Here is an 18,851-nt window from a genome sequence, read left to right as displayed (position 1 = left end):
CCGGTGCGGCGGGATCAGCCGTCCGCGCCCGAATCGGCCGCCCCGGCTTCGCGCCTGGGTGGCATGCGCTTGATGTACTTGAACGTGCCGGATGCCTTGGACACGGTCTTGCCGTCGGCGTCCACGATCTCCCCTTCGCAGAAAACCATCGTAGTGGTACGGTGCACCATCACGCCGCGTGCGGTCAGCTTGCCGCGGCCCGGCGCCATGAAGCTCGTCTTCATTTCGATGGTCACCACGCCGCGCCCTTCGGTGTCGGACGAGCGGCCGGCGATGGCCATCGCCACGTCCAGCAGCGTCATCAGCACGCCGCCGTGGGCCATGTCCCAGCTGTTCTGGTGGCGCTCCAGGAGATCGAGTTCGATCTCGCTGCGGCCGCCTTCCATGAAGTTGCACCGTACGCCGAGGTCGGCAAGGAAAGGGATCTTGTGTTGGAAACCGTTGTGTTGCGTCATGATCGTGGCTACGGATGAAAACTGGCGAGCGGCCGGCCCCTGCCGGCGCGCCCGACATTAGAGCACGCGCTCAGACCGCGCTCACGCCGCCATCCACGGCCAGCACCTGGCCGGTGATGTGCTTGCCGGCAGCGGTGGCAAACAGCAGCGCGGCGCCCTTGAGGTCTTCGTCGTCGCCCAGGCGGTGCAGCGGCACGCCGGCACACATCGCGTCGACGCCCAGCCGATCCAGCGAACCCTTGGTCATTTTCGACGGGAAGAAACCCGGGGCCAGCGCGTTGACGGTGATGTTGTGCTCGCCCCATTCGGCCGCCAGTGTGCGCGTGAAGTTGATCACGGCACCCTTGGAGGTGTTGTAGGCGATGGTCTCCATCGACCCCGGCGGGTTGCCCGCCAGCCCGGCGATCGACGCCACGTTGATCACGCGGCCGTGGCGGCGCGGGATCATCGATAGCTTGCCGATGCGCTGCGTCAGCAGGAACAACCCGCGGATGTTCAGGTTCATCACCTTGTCCCACGCCTCGATCGGATGATCCTCGGCGGGGGCGCCCCAGGTGGCGCCCGCGTTGTTGACGAGAATGTCGACGTGGCCCAGCTTCGCCAGCGCCTCGTCCGCCAGACGAGCGATATCGTCGTCGCGCGCGCCGTCGGCGGCGATCCAGTCGGCTTCGATGCCACGCGCCTTCAGGTGCGCCTGCGCGCTCTGCAGCTCATCGGCCTTGCGTGCCGACAGCACCAGCCGGGCGCCCTGCTCGCCGAGCGCCTCGGCGATCTGCAGCCCCAGGCCGCGCGAGCCGCCGGTAATCAGGGCCGTACGGCCCTTGAGGTCGAATAGTTGCTGGATGGTATGCATTGTTGTCTCCCAATGTTTGTTGTCAGCAGGCCGCCACGCGGAATCGTTTCGCGATGTCAGCGGCTTGCCTGCGTCAGAACCACGCGTCCTGCATGTCCAGCGTGGTCCGGTCGAGCGTGGCCAGCAGGTCGAGCTGTGGGTGGATCTTCGGCAGTTCGAAGCGGTAGAAATACGCCGTGGCGGCCAGCTTGCCACGATAGAAATCGGCATCCTCGCCCTGCGCGCCCGGCAACGCCGCGTGCGCGACCAGCGCCTGCTCCAGCCAGATCCACGCCACGACGGTATGCCCGAACGCCTCGAGGTAGATCGATGCATTGGCGAGCGTCACGCTCGGATCGCCAGCGGACCACAGGGTCCGGGTCACGTCCGAGAGGCGGGCCACGGCGGCACCCAGCGCGCGGGCCTGCTCGCCCAGCGACGGGTCTCCGCTGACCAGTGCCTGTCGGCACGTCGCCTGCACACGTTCGCCCAGCAGTCGAAACGCCGCGCCGTCCTGCATCACGACCTTGCGGCCCAGCAGGTCCAGGCCCTGGATGCCGTGCGTGCCTTCGTGGATCGGGTTCAGGCGGTTGTCACGATAGAACTGCTCGACGTTGTATTCGCGTGTGTAGCCGTAGCCGCCGTGCACCTGGATCGCCAGGTTGTTGGCCTCCAGGCACCATTGCGACGGCCAGCTCTTGGCGATCGGCGTCAGGATGTCCAGCAGCAGCGACAGCTCGCGATGCTTGTCGGTCTCTCCCGCCGCACTGGCCGCGTGCTCCTCGTCGACCAGCCGCGCACAATACAGGTTCAGCGCGAGGCCGCCTTCGACATAGCTCTTCTGCGCCAGCAGCATGCGGCGGATGTCGGCGTGTTCCACCAGCCTGACCTGCGGGCTGGACGGGTCCTTGCCGCCAGGACCCACCGGGCGGCCTTGCGGTCGATTGCGCGCGTAGTCGAGCGCATGCAGGTAGCCCGTATATCCGAGCGTCACCGCGCCAAGGCCCACGCCGATCCGGGCCTCGTTCATCATGTGGAACATGCACGCCAGGCCCTTGTGGGGCTCGCCGACCAGATAGCCGATGGCGCCGGCCTTGCCGTCGGGACGGTACTTCATGCCTTCGCCGAAGTTCAGCAGGCAGTTCGTGGTGCCGCGATAGCCCATCTTGTGGTTCAGGCCGGCCAGCACCACGTCGTTGTGCTCGCCCAGCGAGCCATCGTCGTTCACCAGATACTTCGGCACGATGAACAGCGAAATGCCCTTCACGCCCGGAATCGGCTTGCCATCCGGGCCCGGAGTCTTCGCCAGCACCAGATGGACGATGTTGTCCGTCAGTTCGTGCTCGCCGGCGGAAATCCACATCTTGTTGCCGCGCAGACGATACTGCGCGCCCAGCGGGGACTCGCCCTCGTAGTCGGCACGCGTGGTGATGTCGGACAGCGACGACCCCGCCTGCGGCTCCGAGAGGCACATCGTGCCGAAGAAGCGGCCTTCCAGCTCCGGGCGCACGAACGTATCGATCTGCGCCTGCGTGCCGTGCGTGAGCAGCAGGTTGGCGTTGCCGATGGTCAGGAACGGATAGGAGCTCGTGCCGACGTTGGCGGCCTTGAAGTATGCGAAGGCGGCCTTTTCCAGCGTCACCGGCAGCTGCATGCCGCCGTACTCGTAGTCCTGGCCGGCGGCCATCAGCCCGGCCTCGCAGAACGCGCGCAACGCGGCCTTGACTTCCGGAATGATGGTGACCGTCTCGCCGTCGAAGTGCGGCTCGTTGGCGTCGCTCTTCTTATTGTGCGGCGCAAACAGGTCGGTGGCGATCTTCTCGCAGGTGTCGAGCGCGGCGTCGAAGGTCTCGCGCGAATGATCGGCGTAGCGCGGAATGCGGGCCAGCTCCTCGGCCTTGAGCCATTCGTACAGGACGAAATTCAGGTCACGACGGGAAAGAATCAGCGACATGGCAGGAAAGCTCTCAGGGGCATGCGTTGAAAGTCCGGCAAGGCAAATGCGCGCGATGCGGCCGACGCGCGGCGAAAGAAAAAGGGCGCCGATGCGCCCTTGCCCTTCGTGCGGTGTCAGCCGCCTTCGCCAAGGCGGGCGATGGTGCCCTGCGCCACCGCGCAGAGCTTTTCCTCGCCATCCCTGACCACGAAGACGTCGCAACGGACCACCGCCTGCTGGCGGCCGCTGGTCACGCACTCTGCCCGCGCGATCAGCGTGTCGCCAATCGCCGGACGGACGTAGTTGATCTTGTACTCGGACGTCACGACCGGTGCAGCCATGGCCGCACCGCCCGCGTAGGTCAACGCGTTGTCCGCCAGGTAGCTCACCACGCCGCCATGGACGAAGCCATGCTGCTGTAGCAGCGCGTGCTGCGTCGGCAGGCGCAGTTCGGCCTTGCCGGGCGACAGCGCGGCAAGCTCCGCGCCAATCAGGACCGAAAAGGGCTGGCTGGCCAGCACCTTCCGGCCCATCGCGAGCAGATCGACGGACATCGCGTCAGGCCTTGCCGGTCAGAGCACTTCGAACAGGCCGGCCGCGCCCTGGCCACCGCCGATGCACATCGTCACCACGACGTACTTCACGCCACGGCGCTTGCCCTCGATCAGCGCATGGCCGACCAGGCGAGCACCGGACACGCCGTACGGGTGGCCCACGGCGATGGCGCCACCGTTGACGTTCAGGCGGTCCATCGGGATGCCCAGCTTGTCGGCGCAGTACAGCACCTGCACGGCGAAGGCCTCGTTCAGCTCCCACAGGCCGATGTCCTCGACCTTCAGGCCGGTCTTCTTCAGCAGCTTGGGCACCGCGAACACCGGGCCGATGCCCATTTCGTCGGGCTCACAACCGGCCACGGCAAAGCCGCGGAACACACCCAGCGGCTGCAGGCCCTTCGCGGCCGCCACGCGGGCGTTCATGACCACGGCCGCCGAGGCGCCGTCCGAGAACTGCGACGCGTTGCCCGCCGTGACCACGCCGCCGGGCATGGCCGTGCGGATCTTCGCCACGCCTTCCAGCGTGGTGTCGGCGCGGATGCCTTCGTCCGAGTCGATCGTGACTTCCTTCGTCATCAGCTGACCGGTGGCCTTGTCGGCCACGCCGGCCAGGACCGTCATCGGCACGATTTCGTCCTTGAACTTGCCGGCTTCCTGGGCGGCGGCGGCACGCAGCTGGCTCTGCACGCCGTACTCGTCCTGGCGCTCCTTCGAGATGTTGTAGCGCTTGGCCACGTTCTCGGCGGTCTGCAGCATGCTCCAGTAGATTTCCGGCTTGTTCTTGTTCAGCCAGCTTTCCTGCAGCATGTGGCGGTTCATCTCCTGCTGTACGCACGAGATGGATTCCACGCCGCCGGCCACGAAGATGTCGCCTTCATCGGCGATCACGCGCTGCGCGGCCATGGCGATGGTCTGCAGGCCGGACGAGCAGAAGCGGTTCACGGTGGCGCCGGGCACGGTGACCGGGCAGCCTGCGCGCAGGGCGATCTGGCGCGCGATGTTGGCGCCGGTGGCGCCTTCCGGGTTGGCACAGCCCATCAGCACGTCTTCCACCTCGCCGGCGTCGATCTTGGCGCGCGCGATGGCGTGCTGGACCGCGTGACCGCCCAGGGTCGCGCCGTGGGTCATGTTGAAAGCGCCCTTCCAGCTCTTGGCCAGCCCGGTGCGGGCCGTGGATACGATGACTGCCTCGTTCATGTCTTGCTCCTCGGTATCTTGGTGTCTCTTGCGAGAAATATTCAGTGTGTTCGGCGTGAAGCGTCAGGATTCAGGAAGCCAGGGATTGTGGCTTGCGGCCCCGGCCAGCAGCGCGTCGGAGGTCGTGCGCCGGACGCCGGCCGCGGCCAGGTCCTGCCAGGCCTTGTCGAGCGATCCGCTCAGGTCGATCGCGCGGCAGGCGTCCTCGACCATCACCGCCTCGAAGCCCGCGGCGCGCGCGTCGAGCGCGCTCCAGGCGACGCAGTAGTCCGTGGCCAGGCCGACGCAGAAGACCCGCGCAACGCCCTGCTCGCGCAGGTAGCCCGCCAGGCCCGTCTTCGTGGTGCGGTCCGCCTCCAGGAAGGCGGAGTAGCTGTCCACGCCAGCATGGTGGCCCTTGCGGATCACCAGCCGGGCATGCGGCACGTGCAGGTCCGCATGCAGCGCGGCGCCCGGCGTGTCCTGCACGCAGTGGTCCGGCCACAGCACCTGCTCGCCATACTGCAACGTGGCGGTCTGGAACGGCGCGGCACCGGCGTGGCTGGTAGCAAACGACGCGTGACCGGCCGGATGCCAGTCCTGCGTCAGCACCACGTGGCCAAACGCCTGCGCCAGCCGGTTGATGACGGGCACGACTTCGTCGCCATGCGGCACGGCCAGCGCGCCGCCCGGCATGAAGTCGTTCTGTACGTCGATCACCAGCAGGCAATCCTGCGCGCCGTAGGTCATGGTCGCCCCTGCTTCCTCACGCGATGGTCATCAGCCGTTGAAGCCCTTGCCCTCGTCGGCCAGCTTCTGCAGCAGCGGCGCGACGGCCCAGGCTTCGCCGTGGTAACCCTTGGCGTAGCGCTTCATCGACTGCGCCACGTTGAACAGGCCCACCTGGTCCGCGTACAGCATCGGGCCACCGCGGAACAGCGGGAAGCCGTAGCCGGTCAGGTAGACCATGTCGATGTCCGATGCCTTCGAGGCAATGCCTTCCTGCAGGATCTTGGCGCCTTCGTTCACCAGCGCGAACACCAGGCGTTCCACGATCTCTTCATCCGAGATCTTGCGGCGCGCGATGCCGAGCTCCTTCGAGTGCTCGACGATCATGTCGTTGACCTGCTGGTTCGGGTACGGCTTGCGGTCGCCCGCCTTGTAGTCGTACCAGCCGGCGCCCGTCTTCTGGCCGAAGCGGCCCAGCTCGCACAGTTTGTCGGCGGTCTTCGAATACTGGATGTCCGGCTTGTCCACGGCGCGGCGCTTGCGGATGGCCCAGCCGATGTCGTTGCCGGCCAGGTCGCCCATGCGGAACGGGCCCATGGCGAAACCGAACTTCTCGATTGCCTTGTCGACTTGCTCCGGCAGCGCGCCTTCGTCCAGCAGGTAGCCAGCCTGGCGGCTGTATTGCTCGATCATGCGGTTGCCGATGAAGCCATCGCACACGCCCGACACCACGGCGGTCTTCTTGATCTTCTTGGCAATCTGCATCACGGTGGCCAGCACGTCCTTGCCGGTCTTCTCGCCACGCACCACTTCCAGCAGCTTCATCACGTTGGCCGGGCTGAAGAAGTGCATGCCGACCACGTCCTGCGGACGCTTGGTGAACGAGGCAATCTTGTTCACGTCTAGCGTGGAGGTGTTGGAGGCCAGGATCGCGCCGTCCTTCATCACTTCGTCCAGCTTCTTGAAGACGACTTCCTTGACGCCCATTTCCTCGAACACGGCTTCGATCACCATGTCCGCGTCCTTGATGTCGTCATAGGACAGCGACGGGGTCAGCAGGGCCATGCGCTGCTCGACCTTCTCCTGCGTCAGCTTGCCCTTCTTGGCGCTGTTTTCGTAGTTCTTGCGGATCGTGGCCACGCCGCGGTCCAGCGCTTCCTGCTTCGTTTCCAGCATGGTCACCGGAATGCCGGCGTTCAGGAAGTTCATGGTGATGCCGCCGCCCATCGTGCCGGCGCCGATCACGGCGATCTTTTCGATCTTGCGGGTCGGCGTGCCTTCGGGCACATCGGGGATCTTGCTGGCGGCGCGCTCACCGAAGAACGCATGGCGCAGCGCGCGCGATTCCGGCGTGCCGACCAGGTACATGAAGCCTTCGCGCTCGGCCTTCAGACCGGCTTCGAACGGCTTGAGCGAGGCGGCCACGGCCTCCACGCACTTGCCCGGGGCCGGGAAATTCTTGGCCACGGCAGCCACGGTGTTCTTGGCGAAGGCCAGGAAGCCTTCGGCGTTCTCGTGCTTGACCTTCAGGTCGCGCACCTTCGGGTACGGGCCGGGGGCGGCGGCCACGTTCTGGGCAAACTTCACGGCGGCGGGCAGGACGTCGCCATCGACAACCTCGTCGAACAGCTTCGAGCCGGCGAATTTCTCCGAGGGGATAGCCGTGCCCGACACGATCATGTTCAGGGCATGCTCGAGGCCGATCACGCGCGGCAGGCGCTGCGTGCCGCCAGCGCCCGGCAGCAGGCCGAGCTTGACTTCCGGCAGCGCGATCTGGGCGCCCTTCGCGGCGACGCGGTAGTTGCAGCCCAGGGCCAGTTCCAGGCCGCCGCCCATGGCGACGGAGTGGATCGCGGCCACGACCGGCTTGGCCGAGGCTTCCACGGCACGGATCACCGAATGCAGCGTCGGCTCCTGCGTAGCCTTGGGCGTATTGAATTCACGGATGTCGGCGCCGCCCGAGAATGCCTTGCCGGCGCCGGTGATGACGATGGCCTTGACGGCGGCATCGTCCAGCGCACGGGTCAAGCCTTCGACGATGCCCAGCCGGGTACTGTGACCAAGGCCGTTGACGGGGGGATTGTCGAGCGTGATGACGGCTACGCCGTCCTGAACCTGATATTGCGCTGTCATGCGGGTTCCTTTGGTGTCTTGAGTTGTCTCGGGATTCGAATTCTCGAATGAAGGTTTCCTGCCGGGTGTCGCGAGTACTGTTCTTATTCCCGCAATCCCTTGCTCCACGGGCCCTGGGCGCAACCGGGGGCACAAGAGCGGATCAAGCATACACAAAATAGCACGGTCGTTCAATTTCAATTTTCGGCCATGGAAACCGCGTCATGCGCGGGCTTCATGCCGGCTTTTTCCGGCGTTCATGGTGATCCTCGCCCGGGGTGGAATCCCTCAGGGCGAACCCGTAGAAAACGCCCGGCTTATGGCGCCAGCGGCACTTGCCGCGAGCAGGATCGGCGGCATCGAAGGCGCAATCGACTTTATTTGACGCCGTCCTCCAATCGACTAAAAAAGACACGGTAGACTCGCGCCTTTTCGTTTTTGGGGATGGCGTACGCCCCGGCGGCCCACAAGGCCACTGGTCCCCGAAGTTCCAGCGACCCTGATGTCTTCCCACTCCCACCCTCACCAGCACCCGGTCGTCGAGCATGACGACCTGCGCCGCAAGCTCAAGGCGCGCCACCTGACCATGATTGCGCTGGGCGGCGCCATCGGTACCGGTCTCTTCGTCGCCTCGGGCGCGTCGATCGCCCAGTCCGGCCCCGGCGGCGCCCTGCTGGCCTACTGCCTCATCGGCCTGATGGTCTATTGCCTGATGACCAGCCTGGGCGAACTGGCCGTGCACATGCCGGTGGCCGGCTCCTTCGTGACCTACAGCGCCTTGTACGTGGACGAAGGCTTCGGCTTCGCGCTCGGCTGGAACTATTGGTTCAGCCTGGCGGTGACCATCGCCGTGGAGCTGACCGCCGCGCAGCTCGTCATGCAGTACTGGTTTCCCGACGTTCCCGGCGTGGTCTGGAGCGCGGGCTTTCTCTCCCTGATGTTCGTGCTCAATGCGTTTTCCGTGCGCGGCTTTGGCGAGGCCGAATACTGGTTCGCGCTGATCAAGGTCGTCACGGTGATCATCTTCCTGGGCGTGGGCGTGCTGATGATCTTCGGCATTCTCAAGGGCGGACCGCAATCCGGCTGGCACAACTTCACCACCGGCGAGGCCCCCTTCGTGGGCGGTGTGCCGGGCCTGTTCGCGGTAGCGATGATCGCGGGGTTCTCGTTCCAGGGCACCGAGACCGTCGGCGTGGCCGCCGGCGAGGCCGAGGACCCGGCCCGCACGATTCCCCGCGCGATCCGCCAGACCTTCTGGCGCATCCTGATGTTCTATGTGGTGGCGATCCTGATCATCGGCGTGCTGATTCCCTACACCGACCCGAGCCTGCTGCGCAACGACGTGACCGACGTCGGCGTGAGCCCGTTCGCGCTGGTGTTCCGCCACGCCGGGCTGGCCTTCGCCGCCGGACTGATGAACGCGGTGGTACTCACCGCGCTGCTGTCGGCGGGCACCTCGAGCATGTACGTCTCCACCCGGATCCTGTACGGCCTGGCCGTCAGCGGCCGTGCGCCGCGAGCGTTCGGCAAGCTGACACGGGCCGGGGTGCCGTTCAACGCGCTGCTGGCGACGACCGCGATCGGTGCCTTGTGCTTCTTCAGTTCGCTGTTCGGCGACAAGGCCGTGTACCTGTGGCTGTTGAACACGTCGGCCATGACCGGTTTCTTCGCGTGGCTCGGTATCGCGGTCAGCCACTATCGGTTCCGCCGCGGGCTGATCGCCCAGGGGTACCAGCTCAGCGACCTCGCCTACCGGTCCCCGCTGTACCCGTTCGGGCCGATCTTCGCGGGCGTGCTGTGCCTGGTCATCGTGGCCGGGCAGAACTACCAGGCCTTTGCCGATATTCCGGGCCGCTGGCAGGAAATCCTCGCCACGTATATCGGTGTACCGATGTTCCTGGCGCTATGGATCGGCTATCGGCTGGTGCGCAAGTCGCGGATGATCGACTACGAGGACATGCCGTTCGAGTTGCCCAATGCCAGGCGCGCCGTGGACGCGGCGCGCGCCGGGCAAGAGGCGGCATAGAGCGAGCCACGCGGCGCAAGGCGGGCGGCACGGGGGGCTGCAGCACGAGGCGATGTGACCCGCCGTGGCACGCTACACCTCCAGCCACTCCTTGCGCACCTGCGTGTTCGCCTTGAGGTCCGCCGGCGTGCCCTCGAACACGATGTGGCCGTGACCCATCACGTAGACGCGCTGGGAGATGTCCAGCGCGATCGCCAGTTTCTGTTCGATCAGCAACACCGAGACGCCCCGTTCCTTGAGCGTCTTCAGGAAGTCCCCGACCAGCGTGACGATCATCGGCGCCAGCCCTTCGGTGGGCTCATCGATCAGGATCAGGTCGGGGTCGCCCATCAGCGTGCGGCACAGCGTCAGCATCTGCTGCTCGCCGCCGGACAGCACGCCGGCTGCCGTATGCTCGCGCTCCCTCAGGCGCGGGAACATGCGGAACATGTCCTCCTCGGTCCACCGGGGCTTAGGCTGCCGAGGGTTGCGCTTCTCCCCCAGCAGCAGGTTCTGCCGCACCGTCAGCGAGGGAAAGATGTCGCGGTTCTCCGGCACGTAGCCGATGCCCGCATGGGCGATCTCGAAGGTGCGCTGACCCAGGATCTCCTGGTCGCGGAAGCGCACGGAGCCTTCCGCCTTAACCATGCCGAGGATGGCCTTGGCCATGGTCGAGCGCCCCACCCCGTTGCGCCCCAGCAGCGCCACGATCTCGCCCTCGTCGATATGGGCATCCACGCCGTGAAGGATGTGGCTCTTGCCGTAGTAGGCGTGTAATCCGGTGACGTCCAGCATGCGCTTGCCCATCAGTGCGCTCCTTCCATGGCCGGTTCGTCGAGGGTCGTTCCCAGGTAGGCCTCCTTGACCTTGCGGTTGTTGCGGATGGCCGCCGGGGTGTCCGTGGCGATGACCTCGCCATAGACCAGCACCGAGATGCGGTCCGCCAGGCCGAACACCACGCTCATATCGTGCTCCACCATGATCAGCGTCTTGCCGACCGTGACCTTGCGGATCAGCTCTACCGCATGGTCGGACTCCGACCGGCTCATGCCGGCCGTCGGTTCATCCAGCAGGATCACCTCGGCACCGCCGGCGATCGTGATGCCGATCTCCAGCGCGCGCTGCTCCGCATAGGTCAGCAACCCCGCCTGAGTATGGCGGCGATGCTGCATGCCGATCAACTCCAGCACCTCCTCCGCCCGCTCGCGCGCATCGCGCAACTCGGACAGCCGGTGCCAGAACGAATACTTGTAGCCGAGCGCCCACAGCACGGCGCAGCGCAGATTCTCGAATACCGACAGCCGGTGGAAGATATTGGTGATCTGGAAACTGCGCGACAAGCCCATCCGGTTGATCTCGAAGGGCCGCAGTCCCGCGATGCTCTCGCCGTTCAGCTTCACGGAGCCCGAGGACGGCGCGAAGCGACCCGAGATCAGGTTGAAGGTGGTGGATTTGCCGGCGCCGTTCGGGCCGATCAGCGCGTGACGCTCGCCCTTGCCAATCGTCAGCGAGACGCCGCGGATGATCTCGGTCTGGCCAAATTTCTTGCGTACGTCGTTGAGTTCCAGCGCGGGCGTGCCCACGCCTGTCGTGGCCGCCGTCATGCCTGACCTCCGAATTCCGCCTGAATCTTGTCGAGTTCGGCGCGCACGCGCCCCGTCGCCCATCGCCACGCAAAGTAGCCCGCCGTCCAGAGCGCCGCCGCGGCGATCCACGGCGGCAGCGTGCCCGCGTCGAAACCGATGCCGAAGAGCCGCATCGCGGTGCCGTTGGCGCTATCCACCTGCACCTTGTAGACCAGCTCCACGGTCAGGATCATCGCGGCCAGCAACACCAGGCCCGCGGCCGCGGCCTGGCCGTAGGACGGCAGCATCCGGCCGAGCCGCTTCTTCGCCAGCAGCGGCAGCTGCATCAGCAGCAGGCTGGCGATGCCACCCGGCACGAACATCACCATCATCACGAAGAACAGGCCAAGGTACAGCAGCCATGCCTTGGTCAGGTCCGACAGCGCCACCGCGAACAGGACGAACACCACCGCGCCGATGACCGGGCCGAAGAACACCCCGGCACCGCCGATGAACGCCGCCAGCAGCACGCCGCCCGAGCGCACGGCGCTGACGTTCTCGGCCGATACGATCTCGAAGTTGATGGCCGACAGCGCGCCGGAAATGCCCGCGAAGAACGCCGACAGGATCAGCACCAGATACCGCACGCGCTGGGTGTTGTAGCCGATGAATTCCACGCGCTCGGGGTTGTCGCGCACCGCATTGGCAATGCGCCCCAGCGGCGTCTGCGTCCACGCGTACATGGCCGCCATCGACACCAGGCACCATGCGGCGATCAGGTAGTAGACCTGCCGGCCCGGACCGAACGTCAGGCCGAGGAACGACTCCCCTACCACTCGATTGGTGGAGATGCCGCCCTCGCCTCCAAAGAAGTCGGGGAACATCAGCGAACTGGCGAACACCATCTCGCCGATGCCCATCGTGATCATGGCAAACGTGGTGCCGGACTTCTTGGTGGTCACGTAGCCGAACAACACGCCGAAGAACGCGCCGGCCAGCCCGCCCACCAGCGGCAACATCGACACCGGCAGCCAGACCTTGCCCGCGCCGATCATGTTCAGCACGTGCACGGCGATAAAGGCGCCCAGCCCGGAATAGACCGCGTGCCCGAATGACAGCATGCCGGTCTGCCCGAGCAGCATGTTGTAGGACAGCGCGAAGATGATCATGATGCCCATCTGCGACATCAGCGTCACCGCGAAACCGCCCGTGAAGATCAACGGCAGCACCAGCATCATCAGGGCCGTGAGGCCCCAGATCAGCCAGCGCGCCAGGTTGAGCGGCCGATAGCGCATCGTGCGGCCGGTCACGACCTGATCCGGGCGTTGTTGCATGGTTGTCGACTCCATCGCTCAGCTCTCCCGGGTACCCATGAGCCCGCGTGGGCGGAAAATCAGCATCACCACCAGCAACAGGTACGGCAGCACCGGGGCCACCTGCGCCACCGTGAGCTTCCATAGCGAACTGAACGGCGTGGCGTCCGTCACGGCCATGCCAAGGCTGCCGAGCAGGCCGGCCAGGGAGGCATCGATCGTCACCGCGAAGGTCTGCAGCACGCCGATCAGGATCGAGGCAATGAACGCCCCGACCAGCGACCCCATGCCGCCCACCACGGCCACCACGAAGACGATGGTCCCGACCGCCGCCGCCATAGACGGCTCCGTCACGAAGGCATTGCCGCCGATGACGCCGGCCAGTCCGGCCAGCGCCGCCCCACCGCCAAACACCATCATGAAGACGCGCGGCACGTTGTGGCCCAGCGCCTCCACCATCTCCGGGTGCGTCAGCGCGGCCTGGATGACCAGCCCGATGCGCGTGCGCGTCAGCACCAAGTAGATCGCCACCAGCATGCTCATCGACACCAGCATCATGAAGGCGCGGTATTTGGGGAACGACGAGGTGAACACCGTGAACAACGGGCCGTCGAGTTCGGCCGGTATCCGGTACGGCACCGCGGCCAGGCCCCAGACCAGCTTGACACCTTCCTCGATCAGATAGGCCAGGCCGAAGGTGAACAGCAGTTCGGCTACATGCCCGTACTTGTGGACGGTGCGCAGGCCGAAGCGCTCCACGAGCGCCCCGGCGCCGGCCACCAGCAGCGGCGCCAGGATCAGCGCGGGCCAGAAGCCAACCTTGGTGGCGATGGTGTAGGCAAAGTAGGCGCCCAGCATATAGAAGCTGGCGTGCGCGAAATTGAGCACACCCATCATGCTGAAGATGAGCGTGAGCCCCGAGGACAGCATGAACAGCAACAGCCCGTAGCTGATGCCGTTCAACAGCGAGATGACGAAAAATTCCACCGCGGATCCTTGAAATGCATCCCGGATGCCCGGATGCCGCCGCCCCCGGAGCCAGGGACGGCGGTTCAGCGCGGGTCAGGTCCGGCAGGTCAGGAGTATGCAGCAAGTGGCGGCGGCGTCGCACCGCCACCATCGGCCGCCCACGTTCAGCCCGGCCGCTTCATCTGGCAGGAAGTCGGCTGCGCGGCCACGAACGGGTCGAGCTGCGCATTGGTCTTCCAGCCGTAGCCGGTGTTCTCCTGGTCGAACTTGATGTCCTTGCCGTTGACCTTGGTCCATGTGGCCACCACCAGCGGTTGCTGGGCCTGGTGGTCCGTGTTCCGCATCTCCACGGTGCCGTTCATGCTGTCGACCTTGATGCCTTCCAGCGCCTTGGCCACCTTGACCGGATCGGTGGAGCCGGCGTCCTTCATGGCCTTGGCGAGCATGGCGATGCCCGTGTAGGACGCCATCACGTAGAAGTCGTCGTTGTACTTCTTCTTGTAGCCCTCGACGACGTCGGCGCCCTTGAAGCCCTCGTTGTTCGGGTTGTAGTAGCCGACGTACTTGACATGCTCCGCGCCAGACGCGCCCATGGCGGTCGGCACGCCCGTGGTGGCGGCGTAGTAGGTGTAGTAGTTGGTGGTGAGCCCGGCGTCCTTGCCGGCCTTGATCAGCAACGCCAGGTCGCTGCCCCAGTTGCCGGTGATGACGGTATCGGCGCCGGAAGCCTTGATCTTGGCCGCGTACGGCGCAAAGTCCTTGACCTGTGCCAGCGGGTGCAGGTCTTCACCCACGATCTGGATGTCCGGGCGCTTGCGCTTCAGGTACTCCTTGGCTGCGCGCGTCACCTGATGTCCGAACGAATAGTTCTGGTTGATCAGGTAGACCTTCTTGACGTTGGGATCCTTGGCCAGGTAGGTGGTCAGGGCCTCCATCTTCATGTCGGAATTGGCGTCCAGCCGGAAATGCCAGTAGCTGCATTTGCTGTTGGTCATGTCCGGATCCACCGCGGCGTAGTTCAGGTAGATGATCTCCTTGCCGGGGTTGCGCTCGTTGTGCTTGGCCACCGCGTCTTCCAGCGCCAGGCCCACGGACGATCCGTTGCCCTGCACGATATAGCGGATGTTCTGGTCCACCGCCTGCTTGAGGATGGTCAGGCTTTCCTGCGGCGAGAGCTTGTTGTCGAAGCCCACCACTTCAAACTTGTTTGCGCCGCCCCAGCCCTTCTGGTTGGCCACATCGGCCACAAACTGCCAGCTCTTCAACTGGTTCTGTCCCACCGGGGCCATCAGCCCAGACAACGGATCGATGAAGGCAATCTTCACCGTTTCGGCTGCCGCCATGCCCGAAACCAGCGTGGAACCCAGTGCCGCAAATACCGCCACACCGGCTACCAGCGGACGCATCTTGGTCATACCTGTCTCCTTCACTCTATTGTCGTTTGGCGAATGGAACGGCTGCCCGCGGCATTGCGCGCGGACGACCGGGATCCGACGACGGCCACGCCCTCCTCGCGTGTACCGCCGTCTCTGCGGCGCCCCTCGACGGGACGCCGCAAATGCCTGCTGCTGCCTGCTATGGGAAATACGCCTGGATGGGGCTCAGGCGGTGGGCAGCTTGTAGTCCTTGAACTGATCGCGCAGCTTGAGCTTCTGCATCTTGCCCGTGGCGGTCAGCGGGATTTCCGTGACAAAGGCCACGTCGTCGGGAATCCACCATTTGGCGACCTTGCCTTCGAAGAAGCCCAGCAGTTCTTCGCGCGTGACGTCCGTGTTAGGCCGCTTCACCACCACCAGCAGCGGGCGCTCGTCCCACTTGGGGTGATAGGCCGAGATGCACGCGGCCATATGCACGGCGGGATGCGCCGCGGCCACGTTTTCGACGTCGATCGACGAAATCCACTCGCCGCCGGACTTGATCACGTCCTTGCTGCGGTCCGTGATCTGCATGTAGCCCTCCTGGTCGATCGTCGCCACGTCCCCGGTGGGGAACCAGCCATCGACCAGCGGGTTGTTGTCGTTGCGGTAGTACTGCCCGATGACCCACGGGCCGCGCACGAGCAGGTCGCCGAACGCCTTGCCGTCCCAGGGCAGCTCCTGCCCTTCGCCGTCGACGATCTTCATGTCCACGCCGTAGATCACGCGACCCTGCTTTTCGAGGATCTTGTGGCGCTCGTCCTCCGGCAGATCGTTGTGGCGGGCCAGCAGCTTGCACGACGTGCCCAGCGGCGACATCTCCGTCATGCCCCACGCGTGGATGACCTCCACGTCCAGCGCCTCCAGCGCGCGAATCATGGCGGGCGGCGCGGCCGAACCGCCGATCACGGTGCGGCGGAAGGTGGAGAATTTCAGCTTGTTGCTCTGGATGTACTGGAGCAGCCCCAGCCAGACCGTCGGCACACCGGCGGAGAAGGTCACCTTCTCCTGCTCGAACAGCTCATAGAGCGATGCGCCATCGAGCTTCGCACCGGGGAACACCAGCTTGGCGCCGACCAGCGGCACCGAATACGGCAGGCCCCATGCATTGACGTGGAACATCGGCACGACCGGAAGGATCACGTCGCGCGCCGAACAGCCCAGCGCATCGGGCAATGCAGACGCATACGAGTGCAACACCGTGGAGCGATGGGAGTACAGCGCACCCTTGGGGTTGCCGGTGGTGCCGGACGTGTAGCAGAGGCTGGACGCGAGGTTCTCGTCGAACTCCGGCCAGTCATAGTTGCCGTCCTGCGCGTCGATCAGGTCCTCGTAGCAGATCAGCGGGACCTTCGGCTCGGCCGGCATGTGGGCGCGGTCGGTCATGATGACCCAGCCCTTCACCTTCGGGCAGTGCGGGGCCACGCCTTCCACCAGCGGCAGGAACGTCGAATCGAAGAAGACGTAGCCGTCCTCCGCGTGATTGACGATATAGGCGATCTGCTCGGGAAACAGGCGCGGATTGATGGTGTGGCACACGGCGCCCATGCCGGACACGCCGTAGTAAACCTCGAGGTGCCGGTAGCCATTCCAGGCCAGCGTGCCGACGCGCTCGCCCTGTTGCACGCCCAGCGCACCCAGCGCCTGCGCCAGCTTGCGGGCCCGCAATTCGCAATCCCGGTAGGTGTAGCGGTGGAGGTCGCCCTCCGTCCGTCGCGAGACGATTTCGGTGCTGCCGTAATAGCGTGCAGCGTGCTTGATGATGGAGGAAATGAGCAGCGGCGCGCTCATCATTTGACCCATCAGTGCCATGAAATGGTCTCCAGTCTTATATTGATCGGTCGAAAAAACGAACAACCGTTCTTATTTTTGGCCGATTGTTCCCACACCCTGCCAACAGCAAAAATAAAACCCTGGTGATGTTTGCATTTGACGCATGCCGTGACCTCTCTCTCCAGCGGCACGCGGGCCCTGTCATGCACGAAATTGATGTCCGCTATTTGCGTGGCGTGGCGCCGACGCGGACACCCCTTGGCCGACAGGGGAAAACCGGTGCAAGTACAATACTGCGAGCCCAGATGTGTCTCAATATGTCGTTTTCCCCTAGCCTGTTGGCGCACGTGAACAGGGCACGCGGAAACGCCATCCGGCTCCGTACCATTCACCCCGCAAATAGCGCCCCTTGCGCATAGGCTGTCGATGTCCACCGATTCCCACGACGCGTTGAAGCGATCGCCCTACTCCGTGCCGTTCCGCACCGCACCCGGCTTTGCCGCGCTGGGCGAGCGTTTCTTCACCCGACTGCCCCCCACGCCGCTGCCATCGCCCTACCTGGTCAGCGTGGCCCCCGCCGCCGCCGCGCTGCTGGGCTGGGATGCCGGCACGATCGGCCTGGCCGCACGCGAGCCGGACTTCATCGATGCCTTCGTCGGCAACAGCATCCCCGACTGGTCCGACCCGCTCGCCTCCGTCTACTCGGGCCACCAGTTCGGCGTATGGGCCGGCCAACTCGGCGACGGCCGGGCGATCCGGCTGGCGGAAGCGCAGATGCCGGACGGTCCGTGGGAAATCCAGCTCAAGGGAGCCGGCCTGACGCCCTACTCGCGCATGGCCGATGGCCGCGCCGTGCTGCGTTCGTCGATCCGCGAATACTTGTGCTCGGAAGCCATGTTCGCGCTGGGCGTGCCGACCACCCGGGCGCTGTCGATCATCGGGTCCGACGCGCCGGTGCGCCGCGAGACCATCGAGACCTCCGCCGTGGTCACCCGGCTGGCGCCGAGCTTTATCCGCTTCGGCCATTTCGAGCATTTCGCGGCGCGCGAGGACCACGCGTCGCTGCGCCAGCTGGCCGATTTCGTGATCGACCGCTTCTACCCGGCCTGCCGCGACGCGGCCAGCCCCTACCAGGCGCTGCTGCGCGAGGTCTCGCTGCGCACGGCGGACCTGGTGGCCCAGTGGCAGGCCGTGGGGTTCTGTCATGGCGTCATGAACACCGACAACATGTCGATCCTCGGGCTGACCATCGACTATGGCCCGTTCGGTTTCCTGGACGCGTTTGACGCCAACCATATCTGCAACCATTCCGACCAGCAGGGCCGCTACGCCTACAGCCAGCAGCCGCAGGTCGCGTTCTGGAACCTGCATTGTCTGGCGCAGGCGCTGCTGCCGCTCTGGCGCGATGCGGATGCCGCCGACCAGGAGGCGGAAAAGGAAGCTGCCGTGGCCGCCGCGCGCGAGGCGCTGGACCCGTTCCGCGACCGCTATGCCGCCGCGTTCTTCAGTCAGTATCGCGCCAAGCTGGGCCTGCGCCCGCTGGGTGGCGAGGACAACGAGGACGAGGCGCTGCTGACCAACTTGTTCCGCGTGCTGCATGCCAACCGCGTGGACTACACCTTGTTCTGGCGCAACCTCGCCCGCATATCAGCGGCGGATGCGTCGGGCGACGCGCCGGTGCGCGACCTGTTCCTGGACCGAGCCGCGTGGGATGCCTGGGCGGCGGAATATCGCACCCGCCTGCAGGCCGAGCAATCGGACGATGCGGCGCGTGCCGTGGCGATGCTCGCTGTCAATCCGAAATATGTGCTGCGCAACCACCTGGCCGAAACCGCCATCCGCGCCGCGCGCGACAAGGACTTCGGCGAAGTGGACCGGCTGCTGGCGGTGCTGTCCCGGCCGTTCGACGAGCAGCCCGAATCGGAACATTACGCAACGCTGCCGCCGGACTGGGCGTCCGGGCTCGAAGTGAGCTGCTCGTCCTGATGCGGCGTGCCCGCGAGGTTGTAAGGCGCGC

General features: G+C 65.6%; 15 protein-coding genes. 2 read left to right on the top strand and 13 right to left on the bottom strand.

Translation table 11 applies throughout. The annotated features are described in order from the left end of the window. Nucleotides 1-14 precede the first annotated feature (14 nt). The 7 genes from AC1DOX_RS07370 to AC1DOX_RS07340 form a co-directional block, all read right to left on the bottom strand. Nucleotides 15-455: a PaaI family thioesterase gene (locus AC1DOX_RS07370; protein ID WP_441614413.1), complete on the bottom strand. Its 441-nt coding sequence runs from the start codon at nt 453-455 to the stop codon at nt 15-17. A gap of 70 nt (nt 456-525) precedes the next feature. After that, the gene (locus AC1DOX_RS07365; RefSeq protein ID WP_441614415.1) at nt 526-1,308 is read right to left on the bottom strand and encodes an SDR family oxidoreductase; all 783 of its coding nucleotides are present in this window, start codon (nt 1,306-1,308) and stop codon (nt 526-528) included. Nucleotides 1,309-1,381: 73 nt separating this feature from the next. After that, nucleotides 1,382-3,241: an acyl-CoA dehydrogenase gene (locus AC1DOX_RS07360; RefSeq protein WP_441614417.1), complete on the bottom strand. Its 1,860-nt coding sequence runs from the start codon at nt 3,239-3,241 to the stop codon at nt 1,382-1,384. A gap of 116 nt (nt 3,242-3,357) precedes the next feature. Further along, nucleotides 3,358-3,777, bottom strand: a complete 420-nt coding sequence (locus AC1DOX_RS07355; RefSeq protein WP_092133802.1) for a PaaI family thioesterase — start codon at nt 3,775-3,777, stop codon at nt 3,358-3,360. A gap of 18 nt (nt 3,778-3,795) precedes the next feature. Beyond that, entirely contained in the window at nt 3,796-4,974 is a 1,179-nt protein-coding gene (locus AC1DOX_RS07350) for an acetyl-CoA C-acyltransferase (protein ID WP_441614419.1), read from the bottom strand. A gap of 63 nt (nt 4,975-5,037) precedes the next feature. Next, nucleotides 5,038-5,703 carry a bifunctional nicotinamidase/pyrazinamidase gene (pncA, locus tag AC1DOX_RS07345; RefSeq protein ID WP_441614421.1) on the bottom strand — a complete coding sequence of 222 codons (666 nt, stop codon included), beginning with the start codon at nt 5,701-5,703 and terminating at the stop codon, nt 5,038-5,040. Between the two features lie 30 nt (nt 5,704-5,733). Then, nucleotides 5,734-7,815, bottom strand: coding sequence for a 3-hydroxyacyl-CoA dehydrogenase NAD-binding domain-containing protein (locus AC1DOX_RS07340; RefSeq protein WP_441614423.1), 2,082 nt, complete (start codon nt 7,813-7,815; stop codon nt 5,734-5,736). Between the two features lie 481 nt (nt 7,816-8,296). Between AC1DOX_RS07340 and AC1DOX_RS07335 the strand changes: the two genes are divergently transcribed. Then, the gene (locus tag AC1DOX_RS07335) at nt 8,297-9,820 is read left to right on the top strand and encodes an amino acid permease (protein WP_441614425.1); all 1,524 of its coding nucleotides are present in this window, start codon (nt 8,297-8,299) and stop codon (nt 9,818-9,820) included. A 72-nt stretch (nt 9,821-9,892) separates the two neighbouring features. On the opposite strand, the gene AC1DOX_RS07330 is transcribed toward AC1DOX_RS07335, so the two are convergent. From AC1DOX_RS07330 to AC1DOX_RS07305, 6 genes are all read right to left on the bottom strand, one after another. Beyond that, the gene (locus AC1DOX_RS07330; protein WP_092133814.1) at nt 9,893-10,606 is read right to left on the bottom strand and encodes an ABC transporter ATP-binding protein; all 714 of its coding nucleotides are present in this window, start codon (nt 10,604-10,606) and stop codon (nt 9,893-9,895) included. After that, nucleotides 10,606-11,403: an ABC transporter ATP-binding protein gene (locus AC1DOX_RS07325; RefSeq protein WP_441614427.1), complete on the bottom strand. Its 798-nt coding sequence runs from the start codon at nt 11,401-11,403 to the stop codon at nt 10,606-10,608. The genes AC1DOX_RS07330 and AC1DOX_RS07325 overlap by 1 nt, the downstream gene beginning before the upstream one ends. Further along, nucleotides 11,400-12,713 (bottom strand): branched-chain amino acid ABC transporter permease, encoded by a 1,314-nt coding sequence (locus AC1DOX_RS07320; RefSeq protein ID WP_441614429.1) that lies wholly within the window; start codon nt 12,711-12,713, stop codon nt 11,400-11,402. Before AC1DOX_RS07320 ends, AC1DOX_RS07325 begins: the two co-directional genes overlap by 4 nt. A 3-nt stretch (nt 12,714-12,716) precedes the next feature. Beyond that, nucleotides 12,717-13,664, bottom strand: coding sequence for a branched-chain amino acid ABC transporter permease (locus AC1DOX_RS07315; protein WP_092133820.1), 948 nt, complete (start codon nt 13,662-13,664; stop codon nt 12,717-12,719). Between the two features lie 146 nt (nt 13,665-13,810). Next, nucleotides 13,811-15,061: a branched-chain amino acid ABC transporter substrate-binding protein gene (locus tag AC1DOX_RS07310; RefSeq protein ID WP_092133822.1), complete on the bottom strand. Its 1,251-nt coding sequence runs from the start codon at nt 15,059-15,061 to the stop codon at nt 13,811-13,813. 186 nt (nt 15,062-15,247) lie between these two features. Further along, a complete protein-coding gene (locus tag AC1DOX_RS07305) occupies nt 15,248-16,873 on the bottom strand; it encodes a 3-(methylthio)propionyl-CoA ligase (RefSeq protein WP_441614432.1) in 1,626 nt (541 codons plus the stop codon). Nucleotides 16,874-17,260: 387 nt separating this feature from the next. On the opposite strand from AC1DOX_RS07305, the gene AC1DOX_RS07300 reads away from it, so the two are divergent. Next, nucleotides 17,261-18,820, top strand: a complete 1,560-nt coding sequence (locus tag AC1DOX_RS07300; protein WP_441614434.1) for a protein adenylyltransferase SelO — start codon at nt 17,261-17,263, stop codon at nt 18,818-18,820. The last annotated feature ends 31 nt before the right edge of the window (nt 18,821-18,851 follow it).

It is taken from the genome of Cupriavidus sp. 01L415 (assembly GCF_056400065.1).
Note: the sequence above shows the minus strand (reverse complement) of the source record. Positions and strands in the feature narration are given on the sequence as shown.

Excerpts from the sequence above, each read along its gene's own strand:
- AC1DOX_RS07360 (WP_441614417.1), bottom strand. The coding sequence starts at position 3,241 with ATGTCGCTGATTCTTTCCCGTCGTGACCTGAATTTCGTCCTGTACGAA.
- AC1DOX_RS07340 (WP_441614423.1), bottom strand. The coding sequence starts at position 7,815 with ATGACAGCGCAATATCAGGTTCAGGACGGCGTAGCCGTCATCACGCTC.
- AC1DOX_RS07305 (WP_441614432.1), bottom strand. The coding sequence starts at position 16,873 with ATGGCACTGATGGGTCAAATGATGAGCGCGCCGCTGCTCATTTCCTCC.
- AC1DOX_RS07365 (WP_441614415.1), bottom strand. The coding sequence starts at position 1,308 with ATGCATACCATCCAGCAACTATTCGACCTCAAGGGCCGTACGGCCCTG.
- AC1DOX_RS07330 (WP_092133814.1), bottom strand. The coding sequence starts at position 10,606 with ATGGGCAAGCGCATGCTGGACGTCACCGGATTACACGCCTACTACGGC.
- AC1DOX_RS07300 (WP_441614434.1), top strand. The coding sequence starts at position 17,261 with ATGTCCACCGATTCCCACGACGCGTTGAAGCGATCGCCCTACTCCGTG.
- pncA (WP_441614421.1), bottom strand. The coding sequence starts at position 5,703 with ATGACCTACGGCGCGCAGGATTGCCTGCTGGTGATCGACGTACAGAAC.
- AC1DOX_RS07320 (WP_441614429.1), bottom strand. The coding sequence starts at position 12,713 with ATGGAGTCGACAACCATGCAACAACGCCCGGATCAGGTCGTGACCGGC.
- AC1DOX_RS07355 (WP_092133802.1), bottom strand. The coding sequence starts at position 3,777 with ATGTCCGTCGATCTGCTCGCGATGGGCCGGAAGGTGCTGGCCAGCCAG.
- AC1DOX_RS07350 (WP_441614419.1), bottom strand. The coding sequence starts at position 4,974 with ATGAACGAGGCAGTCATCGTATCCACGGCCCGCACCGGGCTGGCCAAG.
- AC1DOX_RS07335 (WP_441614425.1), top strand. The coding sequence starts at position 8,297 with ATGTCTTCCCACTCCCACCCTCACCAGCACCCGGTCGTCGAGCATGAC.
- AC1DOX_RS07310 (WP_092133822.1), bottom strand. The coding sequence starts at position 15,061 with ATGACCAAGATGCGTCCGCTGGTAGCCGGTGTGGCGGTATTTGCGGCA.
- AC1DOX_RS07325 (WP_441614427.1), bottom strand. The coding sequence starts at position 11,403 with ATGACGGCGGCCACGACAGGCGTGGGCACGCCCGCGCTGGAACTCAAC.
- AC1DOX_RS07370 (WP_441614413.1), bottom strand. The coding sequence starts at position 455 with ATGACGCAACACAACGGTTTCCAACACAAGATCCCTTTCCTTGCCGAC.